We start from the raw sequence: 15638 nt of genomic DNA, 5'->3' as shown, positions 1-15638 counted from the left end.
GAGTCTCCTGGGGTTAGTGGTGGTCGGGTTCGATGGGCGGTCCGGCGGCCGGCGTAGATGGCAGTCCGGCCAGTTGTTTCACCACCCGCAGCCCATCCGGGCTACCCGGCCAGTGCCGATCCAGCGCCTGCGGACCGGCGCGGCGGGTCACCGAGCGCAGCGCGAGAGCGACAATGATCGCGTCGTCGGCGTAGCCCAGCACCGGGATGAAATCGGGAACCAGGTCGATAGGCATCAGCAGATACCCCAGCAGCAGCACCAGCCGTATCCGTACGCCGCGCGGCAGCGCAGGGTCTTTCGCCAAGCGGCGCAGGAGCCGGATCACGTCGGGGATCAGCCGCAACGCCTCCCGCATGCCCGCCTTGTTGGGTTGGTGTCGTTGCACCCGCCAGAGCAGGATCAGCAGGCCCAGCCAGAGCACCAGCAGCCCACCGGCGATGCCGATCAGGATCTGCCACCACATGGTCATCTCTCCCTCGGTTGAGGTACGCCTCCGCGACCGGGCTGCCGGGGACGGATGCGTCGGTATCGCTTCCAGGTCAGCGCAGACCGCGGCCGCTACCCGTCGGCGGTGCGGCGGGTCCGTTGGTGGGGTACGGCACGAAGGGGGCGGCCGGGTGGGGCTTCGGCGTTGAGGGCTTCCTCCTCGAAGGCGGCCAGCTGCTCGCCGACGGCGGCCACCGCCGCCCGGGCGGCCTCGCCGCCGGGGGCGGCGAAGTAGTCTCGCCGGGCGATCTTGCCCAGCCAGGTGTGAAACCGCGCCAGATCCGCTTCGGATTCTTCTACCTCGGCGTAGGTGGCCCGGCCGCGGCCGCGTTCCATCGTGATCTCCTGCGCCAATGTCGGCAGCCGCTCCAGGACCTCGGCGTACTCGCCATCGCGGGCCGAGTTGAACTCTTCCCGGATGTCCTGGGCTTCGTCCTCATCCGGCAAGTTGATCCGCAGCAGCCGCCCAGATCCGCCGTCGCCGTGAACGCGATCCAGCAGCCGACGCACCGCGCGCATCGTGTCCGGGCGGTCCGGGAGCAAGCACACCGAGGATTGCAGGTAGACCGAACCCAGCGACCGCAACTTGCGCCATACGTGCACCCGCAGCGACGCCTGCCCGGCGGTCAGGCTCACCGTCACCAGCAGCCAACATGAAGAAGCCTGATTTTCAGTGTCGGCAGGCTCCTCGTCGCCTTCCCACCCAGGTTCGGCGCCGGCGCCGAACCTAGGTGGCATCACCACCGCCGGCTGCGGCCGCGGAGCAGCTGCTCGAGGCGTTGCCGGGTAGCTGGCGTATCCAACTTCCCCAGCAGCTGCCCGCCTCGACCAGAACGCCGGGTGAACGCCCGCACCCGGTTGATGACCTGTTCTATCGTGCGGCGGCCCTGCGGGCTCTGCGCATACCGCACAGTGTTCTGCACCCATCGTGACTTCATCGACATGCCCCTTCCATGCAAGCTGTTATCAGCATAACAGCATCTTGTTAGGCGAGGCCAAGCGGAAGGTAGGTAAGTGTCCGGTGTGAATATGCGGGCCGCTGCACAGCCCGGCCCGCACCTACCCCCAACTGCACCGGCACCCATTACAGCCGGCATCTGTGTCCTGTTCGCTGCGTTACTCGTCATCGCGTTCCTGCCGGGCTTCGACCGCCTCGGCGGAAGCGATTCGGCGCCTACCTGACCGCCCTGCTCGCCGCGGCGATGGCCTCGACCCTCGTCGCCAGCAGAACCATCGGCCGACATCTGATTCCGCCAACCCGGCCTGACCCAGGCGCGGCAGAAGTACAGCGGCGCGACCGGTCGGGTGAGCTGGCCCCGAGCCAGATCCTGGCCGGCGAGGTCAGCTTCCATGGGCTCGCCTTGGCCGCGTCCGTCCGCCCATCATCGACGTCGTTCTCAACGGACCGCTCGTCGGCGTGCTCACTGGTCTGTTCGTCGCGGCCATGCTGGCCATCTGGGTGATCATCCCGCGGTGGCTGGCGCCACCGGATGATTCGTGCCCATCAAAGTCCGCCTCCCGGTCGGATTGACCGGTAAGCAGATCCCGGAACCTGTCCCGATAGTTCGTTTAATCCCTTTCAGCGCCGATGATTCGCAAAATCGAGCCGACGACGACCTGAATGCGATCGTCTCTTTCCCGGTGGAGTGCCGACATGCCGGAACGTCATTGGGTGAGTTTGGTCGGGTGAGCGCAGGTCTCGGACGCAGGCGGAGTAGGTCGGGTAGGGATGTGGCCGTCAGGCCGGCGATCAGCAGTGCGCATCCGCCTAGGTATCCCAGGGCTGGAAGGTGTCAAGCGGCGGTGGCGGTTTGGTGGTGGGCCCAGGCGATCGTCTCGTGGTAGGTGGTGTGGTGCCGGAGGCAGCCGTCGAGGATGCCGACGAGTCGGTTGGCCAGGGCACGGAGGGCTTGGTGGTGGGTGGCGCCGCGGGCTCGGTGGTGGTCATAGAACGCTCGGGCGCCGGGTGAGGCGGTGAGCGCTGCGAAGGCCTGTTGGTGCAGGGCGTCACCGAGGCGGCGGTTGCGGGCGTAGCGGGCAAGCACGACTCGTCTGCGGCCGGAGGCTTTGGTGATCGGGCTGGTTCCGGCGTAGTTCCGGCGGCCTTCGCGTCGGTGTAGCGGCCTTCCGCGTCGCCGAACTCGGCAAGCACCCGGCCTCCGAGGATGACACCGAGGCCGGGTTGGCACAGCGAGGGCGTCCCGGCCGGCCAGGTCGTCGCCGACCGCGAGCAGCGCGGCCGGATGGAACTCCCGCAGCGTCGAGCGCAGCTGGTTGCTCTGTCGTTGCCGTATCCAGATCATGCTCTGATGTGCCCGGGCCAGGGTCTTGATGACCGCGGCCTGTTCACTGTCACCGGCCACCGGCCGGTGATGGGCGCGGTCGGTGCGGACGACCTCAGCAAGGACGTGCGCATCACCCGGGTCGCTCTTCGCGCCGGAGGTGACGTGCCGTTCTCGATACCGCGCTACCTGCAACGGGTTCAGCGCGTACACCAGATACCCGGTCGCGATCAGTGCCTGCACCCATGGGCCGCGATCGCTTTCGATCCCGACCAACACCGAGCCTGGTTCGTCGTCCTCACCGAGGTGATCGGCGATCAGCGCGTGCAGCTGCGCCAACCCGGCCAACCCCCTCCGGCAGCCGGCGGCGCGCCAGCACGTTGCCCTGCTCGCTCGGCACCTCGACATCATGGTGGGCCTCAGCCCAGTCATCACCCAGAAACAGCATCCCGCTCCTCCTCGCCTCGACCGGTACCTGATCATCGTCCGGAGGAGGAACCGCAGCGCCCTCATGGTTCAGTGCTCACCGCACAGCGGGGCACGGCATCCCAGCAGCCATCACGCCTCCTCGTTCACCGGCAGGGGCACGATCTAGGCGCAGACCTCGAGGGTCAGGCTTGAGCAGTGCTCACCCGCCGGCGGACTTGGACACCACTGTGACCCTGAAACCTGCGTGGTGCAGCCCCATTGGGCTCGCTGGTGAGAGGTGCTCGTCCAGGACGACGATTCCGAGGACCGCGGCCACGAGGGGTTCGGCCAGGCTCAGCATCCCGGCGGTCGGTGCGCTGGTGCGGCGCAGGCCGTATATGAACGCCGTGTACGCGGCGGTGGTTCCTGCGATGCCCGTCCAGGCGATCAGCAGCAGCGAGTAGGAATCTGCCAGATTTTCGGTGTGCATGAACACCAGCGGTGACAGCGCGACTCCTGCGATCAGCAGGGTGAGCGCAGTGGTGGGCAGTGCGGGTGCGCTGGCAGTGAGGAATCGTTTCGCTGCCACGGTGTAGACGCCGTAACAGGTTCCAGACACCACCGCGATCAGGATGCCGGTCGACGGTGGGGGAGCGGTGCCCCATGAGTCGAGGAGAAGAACGCAGTCGAGAGCCGCGGCAACGGTCGCGCAGATCCATCCGCCGGTCAGGCGTTCTCCCGTCCACCATCAAGCGCACAGCCCGGTGGCGAACGGCGCTACTCCCAGCGCAATCGACGTGCCCAGTGCTGCGCCGAGCCGGTCAATAGCGTGCATGAAGGTGACCTGGTACGCCCCGGTTGCCAGCGCTGCCAACAGGGAGACCTTCCGGCCGGCAAGGGATCTCGGGAAGGGTCGGAACGGCCCGCGGACGATGGTACGTTCCGGGTCCTGCAGCAGCAGGGTGTTGTGCACGCTGCCGATCCCGCTCTGCACGTCGGTGATCGTGTGGCCTGGGAACGCACCCCAGGGGGAGCCCGGGTGGTGAGGAAGCCGAAGCCGGTCCACGCGTTCACGCCGATCGTCCCGTAGCGCAGCTCCTGCAGGGCTTCTTCGAACCCGGAACCGAGGCCGCGCAGAGTCTTCGGGTCACAGATGATGTTGCGCCGAGAGTGCCGGTGAGTGATGAGTTCGCGTGCCGGGCGGCCGCGTCGAGGAATTCGCGACCGCTGCCGGGCATTTCCAACTGGCGATCGGCTTGTCCAGCAACGGATCTCCGGCAGCCTTCCGGCGCACACCGTCCGCTCCGGTGCCGAACACCACGACATCGTGGGTGCGGGCGCTCCCGGTGATGTGCACGTGGCTGACCCGCGGGTGGTGGGCCAGATGGCTGCCGACGTCAGCACCGCCGATGACGATCCTCAGCACCGCCAGGTCGATCAGCGGGGCGAACGCGTGCCGGTACGGCTCCAGCATGGCGTCCATCACCGGATTCAGCTTGAGGATGACGACACGTTGGTGCTCGAACAGTTCGGTGAGCACGTCCAACGGCGGGATGGAGGTGATGTTGCCGGCGCGGAGCACCAGCCCGACGCCGCCGGGACCTCCGATGTCGCGGGCAGCCGATCCTGCCGCGTCGCGGACGGCGCTCTCGGTGGCCCCGGCCGCATCCAGACATCTGCCCGGAAACCGTTGAGCAGCAATCGATCTGACAGACCGATGGGCAGCACCCCGACCGTCACCCGGTCCCCGGCAGTGCGGCCGAACGAGGCTCGCTCCAGCGGGCTGCGTTGCTGATCGAGCGCCCGGAGCGATGCGGCGAGCTCGGTGGTCGCGGTCAACATCGCGTAGGGCCCGGACATCCACTCCTCTCCGACCAGGGGCGACCGTGCTTCCAGGCCCTTGATCGTGGTGGCGGTCTGCACCCACTGCTCGGCGGCCGCTGCGATCGTCGCGTGCACCTCGTCGAGCAGATCGGCCCGCTGGGCCAGTGAGGTGTCTGCCCAGCGGCCTTCGGCAGCCGAGAGTGCGGTGACGTCCGCGTCGAGCGCCACCGCGTCGAGCGCCGTGCTGGTGTCCGTCGACCGCGCCGCAGCCGTGCTCTCCGTCATCCGCCCATCATGCACGCGCTTCCGGGCTCCGGTCAGCTGATCCGGCGTCCCGGTGCCGGCGCACCCCACCCGCGCCAGAGTGCTGCGAGCCGGAGTGCGCAGATCCCGGCGGCCGCGACGAACTGCACCCAGAGGCCGTCCTGTCCCAGCTCGTGCGCGACCGCGACGAACACACACCCGGTCAGGGCAGCGACCGCGTACAGCTGGGTGTCCCGCCTGAGCACCGACGGGATCTCGCCGGCGAGCACGTCGCGCAGGATGCCGCCCCCGACTCCGGTGACGATCCCGATCACCACAGCGCCCAGCGGTCCGAGACCGGCCGCGATCCCCTTCGTCGTCGCCGCAGCGCAGAAGACACCCAGCCCGATGGCGTCGAACACCAGCACCGCTCGCCGCAGCCGCGCCACCACGGGATGGAAGAAGAACGTCAGCGCTGCGGCCGCGAGCGGGACGACCAGCCACCACGTGGTGCGCAGTGCCACCGGCGGCGTGTCGCCCAGCAGGACGTCCCGGATGACGCCGCCCCCGAGGGCGGTGATCGCCGCGAGGACGACCATGCCGATGACATCCATGTCCTTGCGCACCGCCATCAGCGCACCGGACAGCGCGAAGGCGATCAAGCCGATCAGGTTCAGCGCCACTTCGACGGCCTGCTGCGTCACCGGACCAGTGAAACACCCACGGTCGGTGCGGTGCGGTCTGCCCGGCTCGGTAGGTTTGAGGTGGTTCGGGGGGATCGAGGAGGAGCGCAGTGTCTTCAGCAGTGCAGCAGATCCGTGGGCTCGCGACGCGCGGCTGGGCCGGTGTCCGGAAGGTCGGCACCGCGGCCAAGTCCCGCCTGATCGGCGCGGTGGCCAAGCGGGCACTCGCCTTCCAGCAGAAGCGAGGCAGGTCGGCGCTGTCGCTGCTGCCGGCCTCGGTCACCATGCCGCTGCGCCGGGACGGTCTGGATCCGTTGCCCGAATTACGGAAGTTGATCACCGAGGCGCCGGTGAGCAAGCTGCCGGTGCCCTTCGGCGGCGTCACGATCCACCTGGTGACGGGGTACGAGGCGGCCAAGACCGTGCTCGCCGACGCGACCACCTTCTCCAACGACTTCACCAACATCAGTGCGGACCCGGCACTGCTCGCGGCGATCGGTGGCGATGTGGGGGAGAAGGACCCCGGCGGTCTCGGCATGGCCGACGCGCCGGATCACACCCGGCTGCGCAAGATCCTGACCCCCGAGTTCACCATGCGCCGGCTGAACAGGCTGATCCCGCGGCTCGAGGAGATCGTCGATGCGCAACTGGACGCGATGGAGGCCGAGGCGAAGCGCACCGGCAAACCGGTCGACCTGTGCGAGCTGTTCTCGTTGCCGATCCCGTCGCTGGCCATCTGCGAGCTGCTGGGGGTGCCGTACGCCGACCGCGAGGCGTTCCAGAGCCTGTCGGTGGCCCGGTTCGATCTGTTCGCGGGCGCGGGCGCCTCGCTGGGCGCCATCTCCGATTCGCTCGACTATCTGATGGGGGTCGTCGCCCGGGAACGCAAGAACCCCGGTGACGGCCTGCTGGGCATGATCATCCGCGAGCACGGCGATTCGATCTCCGACGAGGAGCTCGCAGGTCTGGCCGACGGGATCCTGGTGGGCGGATTCGAGACCACGGCGAGCATGATCGCGCTGGGTGGCCTGGTCCTGTTGCAGGACAAGGACACCCGGGATCTCATCCGGGACGACGACGCAGCGATCGGCCCGTTCGTCGAAGAGCTGCTGCGGTATCTGGCGGTCGTCCAGGTCGCGTTCCCGCGGTTCGCCCGAGAGGACACCGAGGTCGCCGGCGTGCCGATCAGCAAGGGCGACATGGTGATGGTCTCGCTGTCGGCGGCCGATCGCGACCAGGCGATGGCCGACGGCGACCTGGACAGTTTCGATCCGCGCAGGGAGCCGACCAAGCACCTGGCGTTCGGCTACGGCGTCCACCGGTGTGTGGGCGCGGAGCTCGGCAAGATGGAGCTCCGGATCGCCTATCCGCGGCTGGTCCGCCGGTTCCCGAACCTGACCCTGGCCAAGCGGCCGGACCAGCTGAGCTACCGCCAGACGTCGATCGTCTACGGCGTCGAGGAACTGCCGGTGTTGTTGGGCTGAGTCGCGGGCGCTCCCGGCCAGGGTGCACGATCGGTTCCATGAGCACACGCAGCTACGAAGACTTCGTCGTGGGCGAGGCGCTGGCACTGGGCAGCACCGTCGTCGATCACGACGAGATGCTGGCCTTCGCCCACCGGTTCGATCCGCAACCGTTCCACACCGACCCGGTCGCGGCGAAGAACTCGTTGCTCGGTGGACTGTGCGCCAGCGGCTGGTTCACGGCGTCGTTGTGGATGCGCGCCTGGGCGGACGAGGTGCTGGCCGGATCGACGTCCCAGGGATCACCCGGTGGGCGGGAGATCGCCTGGCCGCGCCCGGTGTTCGCCGGCGACGAGCTGCACTTCACCGCGGACGTGTTGTCCGCCAGGGTGTCTGCGAAGCGCCCGACCCTCGGGCTGATCGAGATGACCGGCCGAGCCCTGCGTGGTGGCGATCCGGCGGACGAAGTGCTCCGGCTGACGTTCACGGGCTTGTTCTCGACCCGGCGTAGCGATGCGATGGGGCACTGACGAGGAAGTGACCCTCGATCGTCATTCCGGCAGGTGCACCTGCTGGAACTCGGGTCGAGGGCCATTTCCTGGTCACTTGATGGACGGACCCATCGCCGCCGGTGTGATCACTGTGGAAGGCGTTGGGTGGCAACGGCCATCGGACCTCGGCACTGGTACCCCCACGGGTCAGGGCCGGTACCGACTGATCGGTACCGGCCCTGATGCGGAAGATCTGTGCCCCCGGCAGGATTTGAACCTGCGACCCCCGCCTCCGGAGGGCGGTGCTCTATCCCCTGAGCTACGGAGGCGGCGAGAACAAGACTACCGCATCGTCGGTGGAGAACTCGCCCCTTGATCTGCTGCGTGCGGTGCTCAGGGAGCGGGGAGCGGCTGCGCGCCGCGGGCCTGCAGCATCTGCGTCATGACGGCGACCTCTCCGTCCTGGGTGTTGGCCATCTGACCGGCGAAGTTGGAGACGATCGGATTGCTCGCGTGGGTCTCGGCGTACCGCATCATCGCCGAACCGCCCTGGTGGTGCCGGATCATCAGCTGGAGGAACAGCACGTCGGAGGCGCTGCCGCGCAGTGTGCTGAGCTGGTCCATCTGCGCGTCGGTGGCCATCCCAGGCATCAGAGCGCCGTCCGCCGACTGCCCGGTCGACGACCCGTTGGTCGTCGTGACTGATCCCATCCCGCCCATGCCGTGGCCGGCCATGTCGTTGCCCATCCAGGCCATCCGGGGGCTGTAGACCTGCTGCGGCAGCTGCCACAGCATCAGCCAGCCGCTCATGGTGCCGATCTGACCCTGCTGCGTCGTCACCAGGTCGTACGCCATGCGCTGGATCTCCGGATCCCTCGAGTGGGTCTCGGCTTCGTGCGCCATCACCACGGCCTGGTCGTGGTGGGTGATCATGTCGCGCAGGAACCCGGCCTCGATCGAATCGTTCGCCGGAACGGCCACGGCGAGGTCGTCGCCGGAGTTCAGGGCGTAGCCCACCAGAAAACCCAGGGCCAACAGCGCCACCGAGAACAGCGCCCCGATCACCACGATCCGTCGACGATCGGTCGGCGGCGCAGCAGGTGCGGCCGACTCGTCGTCGATGTCGGGCTGCTGACTCATCGACTCGACGGTGCCGCCGACGACGACGCAGCGCCGGACGACGGCGCGCTGGAGGATTCGGTACTGGAGGATTCCGCGCCGGACGACTGTGCACCGGAGGACGCTGCACCGGACGACTCTGCACCGGAGGACGCTGCACCCGACGACGCTGCACCGGAGGACTCTGCACCGGAGGACGCTGCACCCGACGACGCCGCACCAGAGGACTCTGCGCCCGAGGAGTCGGACGCGCCGACCCCGGCCTCGTCAGTCGCGGCGGCAGCGCCCTTGCCGTCCATCTGGACGTCCGCGCTGGTCCGCGGTGAAGTGTCGAGGGGGTACGGGTTCGCCGAGTCCCAGCCGGGGGAGTCGCAGCGCGCGCCGGTCTCCGGGTAGACGTACTGGTTCTGCCGGAGCGCGGTGATGAACTGGGCGATCCGCTCGTCCGAGGCGGAGGCGACCTGCAGCTGATGCGCCCAGCCCTGCAGCGAGATGTTGGCCTTGAGGCCGGTGTACGGCGTCAGGGTGATGTAGTTCTGGCCGGTGACGTAGGCCTTCAGCGTGTCCAGCTCGGCGCCGGTGACGGTCTCCGGGTTGTAGGCGATCCAGACCGCCCCGTGCTCCAGCGTGTGAACCATGTTCTCGTCGCGGACGGGCTTGTCGTAGACGACGCCCTGGCAGTCGGCCCACTGCTGGTCGTGCGGTCCACCGACGGGCGGGAACCGGTCGTAGGCGACGCGCTGGTCGGAGGTCACGTGGATCGCAGCGACGTACTTGCCGTAGGCGTAGGCCTTGCCGGCGCCCTCGTCGGTCCGCGCGCCGACGTAGATCCCGGGGATCTTGGTCGACGGGTCACGGTTGTCGGCGGTCGGCACCCAGGCCTGCAGCTTCTCCGACGCTGAACTCTTCGCACTGGACTTGTCGACGATCACCCAGGTGATGCCACCGGCCAGCAGGACGACCACGGCCACCGCGGCGATCGTCATCCACGGGAGGCTCTGGCGAGCCCCGGTGGAGGGCAACTTCGGGGAAGCCGGACGTCTGTTGCTGGAGCCACTGGCCATCATCTTGTTCTTCGAACCTCGTCGTCAGGTGCGGGGGGCGCCGCCCAGATCGTGCGGTCGCGGCTCCCGGGGGAGCCTCAGCGAGTGTACGGGCGCCGGATGGGACACACCGGACGGTAGACGGGCGCGAGAGCGCACCCGTCGGGGCGCCCGGCGCGGGGACCGCCGGTGGGTGCCTCCGGTCCGGGCTGAGACAATGGATGTCGGGAGCCGATCGCGCGGCCCCGTCTGAGTCCCGGCCGGCAGCCTGGACCCGAGTACCGGTAGAGGAAGTGGCGCAGCGTGCGGTTCGAGGGAGTCCTGGAATGAGGGCGCATCCGGCGGGGCCCCGGCACGCGGACGTTGCGACGCCGCACACCCACCTGCGGGAGCCGGCCGACCTGAACGCGATCGACCCCCGGATCTTCTCCCGCGGCGCTCGTCGGTCCGATTCGGGCGCCCTCGCGGTGGCCGGCCTGGACGTGCGCGACCTGGCGATGAGGCACGGGACACCGCTGTTCGTCACCGACGAGGCAGATTTCCGGTCCCGCTGCCAGGACTTCGCCGACGCCTACGGCCACGCGGACGACGTGCACTACGCCGGAAAGGCGTTCCTGTCCGGTCAGGTCGTCCGCTGGCTGGCGGAGGAGGGACTCTCGCTGGACGTCTGCTCCGGCGGCGAGTTGGTGCTGGCGCTGCGCGCCGGATTCCCAGCAGAACGGATCGCACTCCACGGCTCGAACAAGTCCGAGGCCGAGTTGACCGCGGCGGTCGAGGCCGGGATCGGCATCGTCGTGCTCGACTCGTTCGAGGAGATCGCTCGGCTGGCAGCGATCGCCGAGGCCCACGACACCACGGCAGCGGTGATGATCCGGGTGACGGTCGGCGTCGAGGCGCACACCCACGAGTTCATCGCGACCGCCCACGAGGACCAGAAGTTCGGCTTCTCACTGGCCAATGGTGCCGCAGCCGAAGCCGCCCGTCGCGTGGTGGCCGCCGGCGACGCGCTCGCCCTGGTCGGACTGCACAGCCACATCGGTTCGCAGATCTTCGACCCGTCGGGCTTCGAGGTCGCGGCGCACCGGGTGGTCGCCCTGATGGCCGAGGTCCTGGCGCAGCATCCGCAGCTGGCGGGCACGCTCACCACGCTTGACCTCGGCGGCGGGTTGGGCATCGCCTATGTCGCCGGGGACGACCCGCCCGCCCCGGACGAGATGGCCAAGTCGCTGATCGAGATCGTCACCAGTGAGGCGCAGCGAGCCGGGGTACCGGTGCCGCGGATCGCCGTCGAGCCGGGCCGCGCGATCGCCGGGCCCGGCACGCTCACCCTGTACGAGGTCGGCACGATCAAGGACGTCGAGCTGGACGGTGGACTGGTGCGGCGCTACGTCTCCGTCGACGGCGGGATGAGCGACAACATCCGGACGGCGCTGTACGACGCGGAGTACACGGTCGTGCTCGCCTCGCGCACGTCCGAGGCGCCGCCGGCCTTGTCGCGGGTGGTGGGCAAGCACTGCGAGAGCGGCGACATCGTCGTCCGCGACTGCTACCTTCCTGCGGACCTCGCCCCCGGCGATCTGCTGGCGGTGGCCGCCACCGGCGCCTACTGCTACGCGATGTCCAGCAACTACAACCGACTTCCGCGTCCGGCCGTGGTCACGGTGACCGACGGCACGGACCGGGTGATGCTGCGTCGGGAGACCGACGACGACCTGATGCGACTGGAGAACTGGTGACCGACCCCACCCCGGCCCGACCGGGAAAGAACCGTCAGCCCTCGCTGGTGCCCGGCACCGTGCTGCTCGCCTTGGCTGCAGTGCTGATCGTCGTGGTGCTGATCAAGCCGGCCATGCCCGACTGGCTGCGGACCACGATCGCGATCGCCGCCGTCGTCGTGGTGCTGGCACTGCTGGTGGTCTCCTTCCGGGTCTTCCGCTCCACCACCCGACGGTGACCGGGGTGACCGGCCCGGCGGCCGGTTCCGAGCGCGTCGTGCGGGTGGGTCTGCTGGGCGCCGGGGTCGTCGGATCACAGGTGATCCGGCTGCTGCAGGAGCAGAGCGCGGAGCTGGCCAGCAAGGTCGGTGGCCGTCTGGAGCTGGCGGCGATCGCCGTCCGCGACCCGGCCAAGCACCCGAACCTGCCGGCTGAGCTGATCACCACGGACGCGGCTGCGCTCGTCGGGCGACCGGATCTGGACGTGATCGTCGAGGTGATGGGCGGGATCGAGCCCGCCAGGGAACTGTTGCTCACCGCGCTCCAGCGCGGTGCGGGAGTGGTGACCGCCAACAAGGCGCTGCTGGCTCAGGAGGGTCCCGCGCTGTACGAGGCGGCGGACGCCGCCGGTACCGACCTCTACTACGAAGCAGCGGTCGCGGGGGCGATCCCGCTGATCCGGCCGTTGCGTGAATCGCTGGCCGGGGACCGGATCTCGCGGGTGATGGGGATCGTCAACGGCACCACCAACTACATCCTGTGGTCGATGACGGCCGGCGGCGACAGCTACGACCTCGCGCTGAAGGAGGCGACCCGGCTCGGATACGCCGAGGCGGATCCGACTGCCGACGTCGAGGGCTTCGACGCGGCTGCCAAGGCCGCGATCCTTGCCTCGATCTGCTTCCACACCCGGGTGGCAGTCAGCGATGTGCACCGCGAGGGCATGTCGTCCGTCACGGCCGCCGACGTGCTGGCGGCCGCCAGGATCGGGTGCGTCATCAAGTTGCTGGCGATCTGCGAACGGGTGGTCACCGACGAAGGGGAGAGCGTCTCGGCCAGGGTGCATCCGGTGATGCTGCCGAGCGGGCACCCGTTGGCGGGAGTCGACGGGGCGTACAACGCCGTGTACGTCGAGGCAGAATCGGCCGGCCGATTGATGTTCTCCGGGCCCGGGGCCGGGGGTTCGCCGACCGCCTCCGCCATCCTGGGCGACCTGGTCGCGGTGGCGCGCAACAGGATCGCCGGTGGACATGGTCCCCGCGAATCCTCCTACGCCGACCTGCCGATCCGCTCGATGGGTGACGTCCCGACGCGGTACCACGTCAATCTGGACGTCGAGGATCGCGCGGGAGTGCTCGCCGCTGTCGCCACCGAGTTCGCCGCCAGGGGCGTCTCCATCGCCACGGTCCGCCAGGAGGGCGCCGGCGACGGCGCTTTCCTGGTGATCGTCAGCCACGAGGCCAGGGACGCCGACCTGGCCGAGACCGTGCGCAGCGTATCGGAGCTCCCGGGCGTGCGCGCGGTGACCTCGGTGATGAGAGTGACGGGAGAGCTGTCGTGAGCGATGAGAACCAGCAGACCACCAGCCCGGTGCACCAGCGCTGGCCGGGACTGATCGAGGCGTACCGCAGCCGCATCCCGCTGCCCGAGGGCACCGAGATCGTGACTTTGTTCGAGGGCGGGACGCCGTTGCTGCCCGCACCGGCGCTGTCCCAGCTCGTTGGCGGCGAGGTCTGGCTCAAGGTCGAGGGTGCCAACCCGACCGGCTCGTTCAAGGACCGCGGCATGACGGTCGCGGTGACCGCGGCGAAGGCGTCCGGCGCGCGGGCGGTGCTGTGCGCGTCGACGGGCAACACCTCCGCATCGGCGGCGGCCTACGCAGCCAGGGCAGGCCTGACTGCTGCCGTGCTGATCCCGACCGGCCGGATCGCCCAGGGCAAGCTCGCCCAGGCCGTCGCATACGGCGCGCAGATCCTCCAGATCGAGGGCAACTTCGACGACTGCCTGGAGCTGGCCCGCAAGACGGTCGTCTCCACCGAGGGCATCGAACTGGTGAACTCCGTCAACCCCGCGCGGATCGAGGGCCAGAAGACGGCGTCGTTCGAGATCTGCGACGTGCTCGGCGATGCGCCGGACATCCACTGCCTGCCGGTCGGCAACGCGGGCAACATCACGGCCTACTGGAAGGGCTACACCGAATACCACGAGGACGGCACCAGCAGCGTGCTCCCGCGGATCTTCGGCTTCCAGGCCGCGGGAGCTGCGCCCCTGGTGCTCGGGCACCCCGTCAAGGACCCGGACACGATCGCCACCGCGATCCGGATCGGTGATCCCGCGTCCTGGGGTGGTGCGATCGACGCCAGGGACAGCTCCGGCGGGCTCATCGACTCGGTCACCGACGAACAGATCCTGGCCGCCTACCGGCTGCTGGCCACCTCGACCGGGGTGTTCGTCGAACCGGCGTCGGCCGCGTCCGTGGCCGGGCTGCTCAAGACCGCCGAGGACGGCCGGTTGCCCCGCGGATCGCGGATCGTCTGCACCGTCACCGGCAACGGGCTCAAGGATCCCGACACCGCCCTGATGACGATGGGGGCGCCGGAAGTCCTCCCGGTGTCGGTGGAAGCCGTCGCCGGAGCACTGGGACTGGCATGACCCTGCCGGCACCCCTGCCCGCGCCCACGCCGGGATCGATGGCCGGACCGGGGGAGGGCTGGGTCGCCGTCAGCGTGCCGGCGACCTCGGCCAACCTCGGGCCCGGGTACGACAGCCTCGGACTCGCACTGGACAAGCGCGATGTCGTGTGGGGCAGACGATCCGACTCCGGAGTCCGGATCGAGGTGCAGGGCTGCGGCGCATCGACCGTGCCGCGGTCGGCCGACAATCTGGTGCACCGCAGCGCACAGCGCGCCCTGGCAGCCCTCGACGAGCCGCTCGCCGATCTGGAACTGTTGTGCCACAACGTGATCCCGCACGGGGGCGGGCAGGGCTCGTCGGCCGCGGCGATCGTGGCCGGGCTGGCAGTCGGCCGGGCTCTGGTGCCCGACGGGTCGATGCGGATGTCGGACGGCGACCTGCTCGACATCGCGGCGGGCATCGAGGGTCATCCGGACAATGCTGCGCCGGCGGTGCTCGGCGGGTTCACGCTGTCGTGGATCGAGGAATCGGGTCGGACCAGGGTGGTGCGCCCCGTCATCCACCCGGAGGTGAGCGTGCTGCTGTTCTCGGCGGATCGCGGTGCGTCGACCGAGATGGCCAGGACCTTGTTGCCGGACACGGTTCCGCATCGCGACGCCGCCTTGAACAGTCGGACCTCTGCGCTGTTGATGTACGCCCTCGGCCAAGCTCCCGAGTTGTTGTTCGAGGCCACCCACGACTGGCTGCACCAGCGGTACCGGGCATCGGCGATGCGGCCGACGGCGGACCTGGTGCTGCGCCTGCGGGATGCCGGGTTCGCGGCGACCGTCTCGGGCGCGGGGCCGTCGGTGTTGGTCCTGCTCGACCCGCGCTCCCGGCGAGACTTCGACCGCGACGCGTGGCAGGTCGACGGTTTCGAGGCGGAGACGCTCGCTGTCGACACCCGCGGGCTCGTCGTCGGACCCGGCGCGCAGGCCTGAGGAACAGCCGGATGGTGATCTGTGGCGCGCCGTGTTTGCCGCGCGTCAGCCGCAGGGTTAGGCTGGAGGAGATCAGCGGACCTGCGGTTGCAGGTTCCGCACATCTCACTCGGACCCCACCATTACGGTCGTTCCGGGAGATGTGGGTCCAGTTCGCGGGGGACAGCGTGTCCGTGTCATGGACACCGCAAAGTTCCCGTCACCCTTCACAGTTCCGATGAGCCCCATTCGGGGTGCATGGAACGGGCCCGTCGGACGCATCCGGAT

The 15638-nt window shown here is 69.2% G+C and carries 16 protein-coding genes, 1 tRNA gene and 1 pseudogene; 7 read left to right on the top strand and 11 right to left on the bottom strand.

Features of this window, described 5'->3' with window-relative positions:
* Window positions 1-13 precede the first annotated feature (13 nt).
* The 8 genes and pseudogenes from ABLG96_RS12425 to ABLG96_RS12390 all read right to left on the bottom strand — a co-directional run bounded on the left by ABLG96_RS12425 (window position 14) and on the right by ABLG96_RS12390 (window position 5947).
* Entirely contained in the window at window positions 14-469 is a 456-nt protein-coding gene (locus ABLG96_RS12425; protein ID WP_353647698.1) for a DUF1232 domain-containing protein, read from the bottom strand.
* An 89-nt stretch (window positions 470-558) separates the two neighbouring features.
* Complete coding sequence (locus ABLG96_RS12420) at window positions 559-1122, bottom strand: Chromate resistance protein ChrB (RefSeq protein WP_353647697.1); 564 nt, start codon at window positions 1120-1122, stop codon at window positions 559-561.
* 1157 nt (window positions 1123-2279) lie between these two features.
* Window positions 2280-3216: pseudogene (locus tag ABLG96_RS12415) on the bottom strand (transposase).
* A 180-nt stretch (window positions 3217-3396) separates the two neighbouring features.
* On the bottom strand, window positions 3397-3804 hold the full coding sequence (locus ABLG96_RS12410; protein ID WP_353651486.1) for a DMT family transporter: 408 nt from the start codon (window positions 3802-3804) through the stop codon (window positions 3397-3399).
* Between the two features lie 120 nt (window positions 3805-3924).
* Window positions 3925-4170 (bottom strand): hypothetical protein, encoded by a 246-nt coding sequence (locus ABLG96_RS12405; protein ID WP_353647696.1) that lies wholly within the window; start codon window positions 4168-4170, stop codon window positions 3925-3927.
* A 153-nt stretch (window positions 4171-4323) separates the two neighbouring features.
* A complete protein-coding gene (locus ABLG96_RS12400) occupies window positions 4324-4662 on the bottom strand; it encodes a hypothetical protein (protein ID WP_353647695.1) in 339 nt (112 codons plus the stop codon).
* 5 nt (window positions 4663-4667) lie between these two features.
* Window positions 4668-5285: a hypothetical protein gene (locus ABLG96_RS12395; protein ID WP_353647694.1), complete on the bottom strand. Its 618-nt coding sequence runs from the start codon at window positions 5283-5285 to the stop codon at window positions 4668-4670.
* Window positions 5286-5317: 32 nt separating this feature from the next.
* Complete coding sequence (locus tag ABLG96_RS12390) at window positions 5318-5947, bottom strand: trimeric intracellular cation channel family protein (RefSeq protein ID WP_353647693.1); 630 nt, start codon at window positions 5945-5947, stop codon at window positions 5318-5320.
* Between the two features lie 179 nt (window positions 5948-6126).
* Here ABLG96_RS12390 and ABLG96_RS12385 point away from each other — a divergent pair, with 179 nt between their 5' ends.
* Complete coding sequence (locus ABLG96_RS12385; protein WP_353651485.1) at window positions 6127-7410, top strand: cytochrome P450; 1284 nt, start codon at window positions 6127-6129, stop codon at window positions 7408-7410.
* A gap of 38 nt (window positions 7411-7448) precedes the next feature.
* A complete protein-coding gene (locus ABLG96_RS12380; RefSeq protein WP_353647692.1) occupies window positions 7449-7919 on the top strand; it encodes a MaoC family dehydratase in 471 nt (156 codons plus the stop codon).
* Between the two features lie 217 nt (window positions 7920-8136).
* Here ABLG96_RS12380 and ABLG96_RS12375 read toward each other — a convergent pair.
* The 3 genes from ABLG96_RS12375 to ABLG96_RS12365 all read right to left on the bottom strand — a co-directional run bounded on the left by ABLG96_RS12375 (window position 8137) and on the right by ABLG96_RS12365 (window position 9985).
* Window positions 8137-8209, bottom strand: a tRNA-Arg gene (locus ABLG96_RS12375).
* A gap of 64 nt (window positions 8210-8273) precedes the next feature.
* Complete coding sequence (locus ABLG96_RS12370; RefSeq protein WP_353647691.1) at window positions 8274-9020, bottom strand: DUF305 domain-containing protein; 747 nt, start codon at window positions 9018-9020, stop codon at window positions 8274-8276.
* Window positions 9017-9985: a DUF3105 domain-containing protein gene (locus tag ABLG96_RS12365; protein WP_353647690.1), complete on the bottom strand. Its 969-nt coding sequence runs from the start codon at window positions 9983-9985 to the stop codon at window positions 9017-9019. Before ABLG96_RS12365 ends, ABLG96_RS12370 begins: the two co-directional genes overlap by 4 nt.
* A 383-nt stretch (window positions 9986-10368) precedes the next feature.
* On the opposite strand from ABLG96_RS12365, the gene lysA reads away from it, so the two are divergent.
* From lysA to thrB, 5 genes are read left to right on the top strand one after another with little or no spacing between them, the layout of a single operon-like run.
* Complete coding sequence (lysA, locus tag ABLG96_RS12360; protein ID WP_353647689.1) at window positions 10369-11778, top strand: diaminopimelate decarboxylase; 1410 nt, start codon at window positions 10369-10371, stop codon at window positions 11776-11778.
* The gene (locus ABLG96_RS12355; protein WP_353647688.1) at window positions 11775-11996 is read left to right on the top strand and encodes a hypothetical protein; all 222 of its coding nucleotides are present in this window, start codon (window positions 11775-11777) and stop codon (window positions 11994-11996) included. Before lysA ends, ABLG96_RS12355 begins: the two co-directional genes overlap by 4 nt.
* A 5-nt stretch (window positions 11997-12001) precedes the next feature.
* The gene (locus tag ABLG96_RS12350; RefSeq protein ID WP_353647687.1) at window positions 12002-13318 is read left to right on the top strand and encodes a homoserine dehydrogenase; all 1317 of its coding nucleotides are present in this window, start codon (window positions 12002-12004) and stop codon (window positions 13316-13318) included.
* Window positions 13315-14409 carry a threonine synthase gene (thrC, locus tag ABLG96_RS12345; RefSeq protein WP_353647686.1) on the top strand — a complete coding sequence of 365 codons (1095 nt, stop codon included), beginning with the start codon at window positions 13315-13317 and terminating at the stop codon, window positions 14407-14409. The genes ABLG96_RS12350 and thrC overlap by 4 nt, the downstream gene beginning before the upstream one ends.
* Window positions 14406-15371, top strand: coding sequence for a homoserine kinase (gene thrB, locus ABLG96_RS12340; RefSeq protein WP_353647685.1), 966 nt, complete (start codon window positions 14406-14408; stop codon window positions 15369-15371). Before thrC ends, thrB begins: the two co-directional genes overlap by 4 nt.
* Window positions 15372-15638: the final 267 nt, after the last annotated feature.

Source organism: Nakamurella sp. A5-74 (assembly GCF_040438885.1).
Classification (GTDB): Bacteria; Actinomycetota; Actinomycetes; order Mycobacteriales; family Nakamurellaceae; genus Nakamurella.
This window is presented reverse-complemented; position numbering and strand designations above follow the sequence as displayed.

Coding starts and splice junctions, on each gene's coding strand:
- ABLG96_RS12425 (WP_353647698.1), bottom strand. CDS start 469: ATGACCATGTGGTGGCAGATCCTGATCGGCATCGCCGGTGGGCTGCTG.
- ABLG96_RS12395 (WP_353647694.1), bottom strand. CDS start 5,285: ATGACGGAGAGCACGGCTGCGGCGCGGTCGACGGACACCAGCACGGCG.
- ABLG96_RS12380 (WP_353647692.1), top strand. CDS start 7,449: ATGAGCACACGCAGCTACGAAGACTTCGTCGTGGGCGAGGCGCTGGCA.
- ABLG96_RS12370 (WP_353647691.1), bottom strand. CDS start 9,020: ATGAGTCAGCAGCCCGACATCGACGACGAGTCGGCCGCACCTGCTGCG.
- ABLG96_RS12365 (WP_353647690.1), bottom strand. CDS start 9,985: ATGACGATCGCCGCGGTGGCCGTGGTCGTCCTGCTGGCCGGTGGCATC.
- lysA (WP_353647689.1), top strand. CDS start 10,369: ATGAGGGCGCATCCGGCGGGGCCCCGGCACGCGGACGTTGCGACGCCG.
- thrB (WP_353647685.1), top strand. CDS start 14,406: ATGACCCTGCCGGCACCCCTGCCCGCGCCCACGCCGGGATCGATGGCC.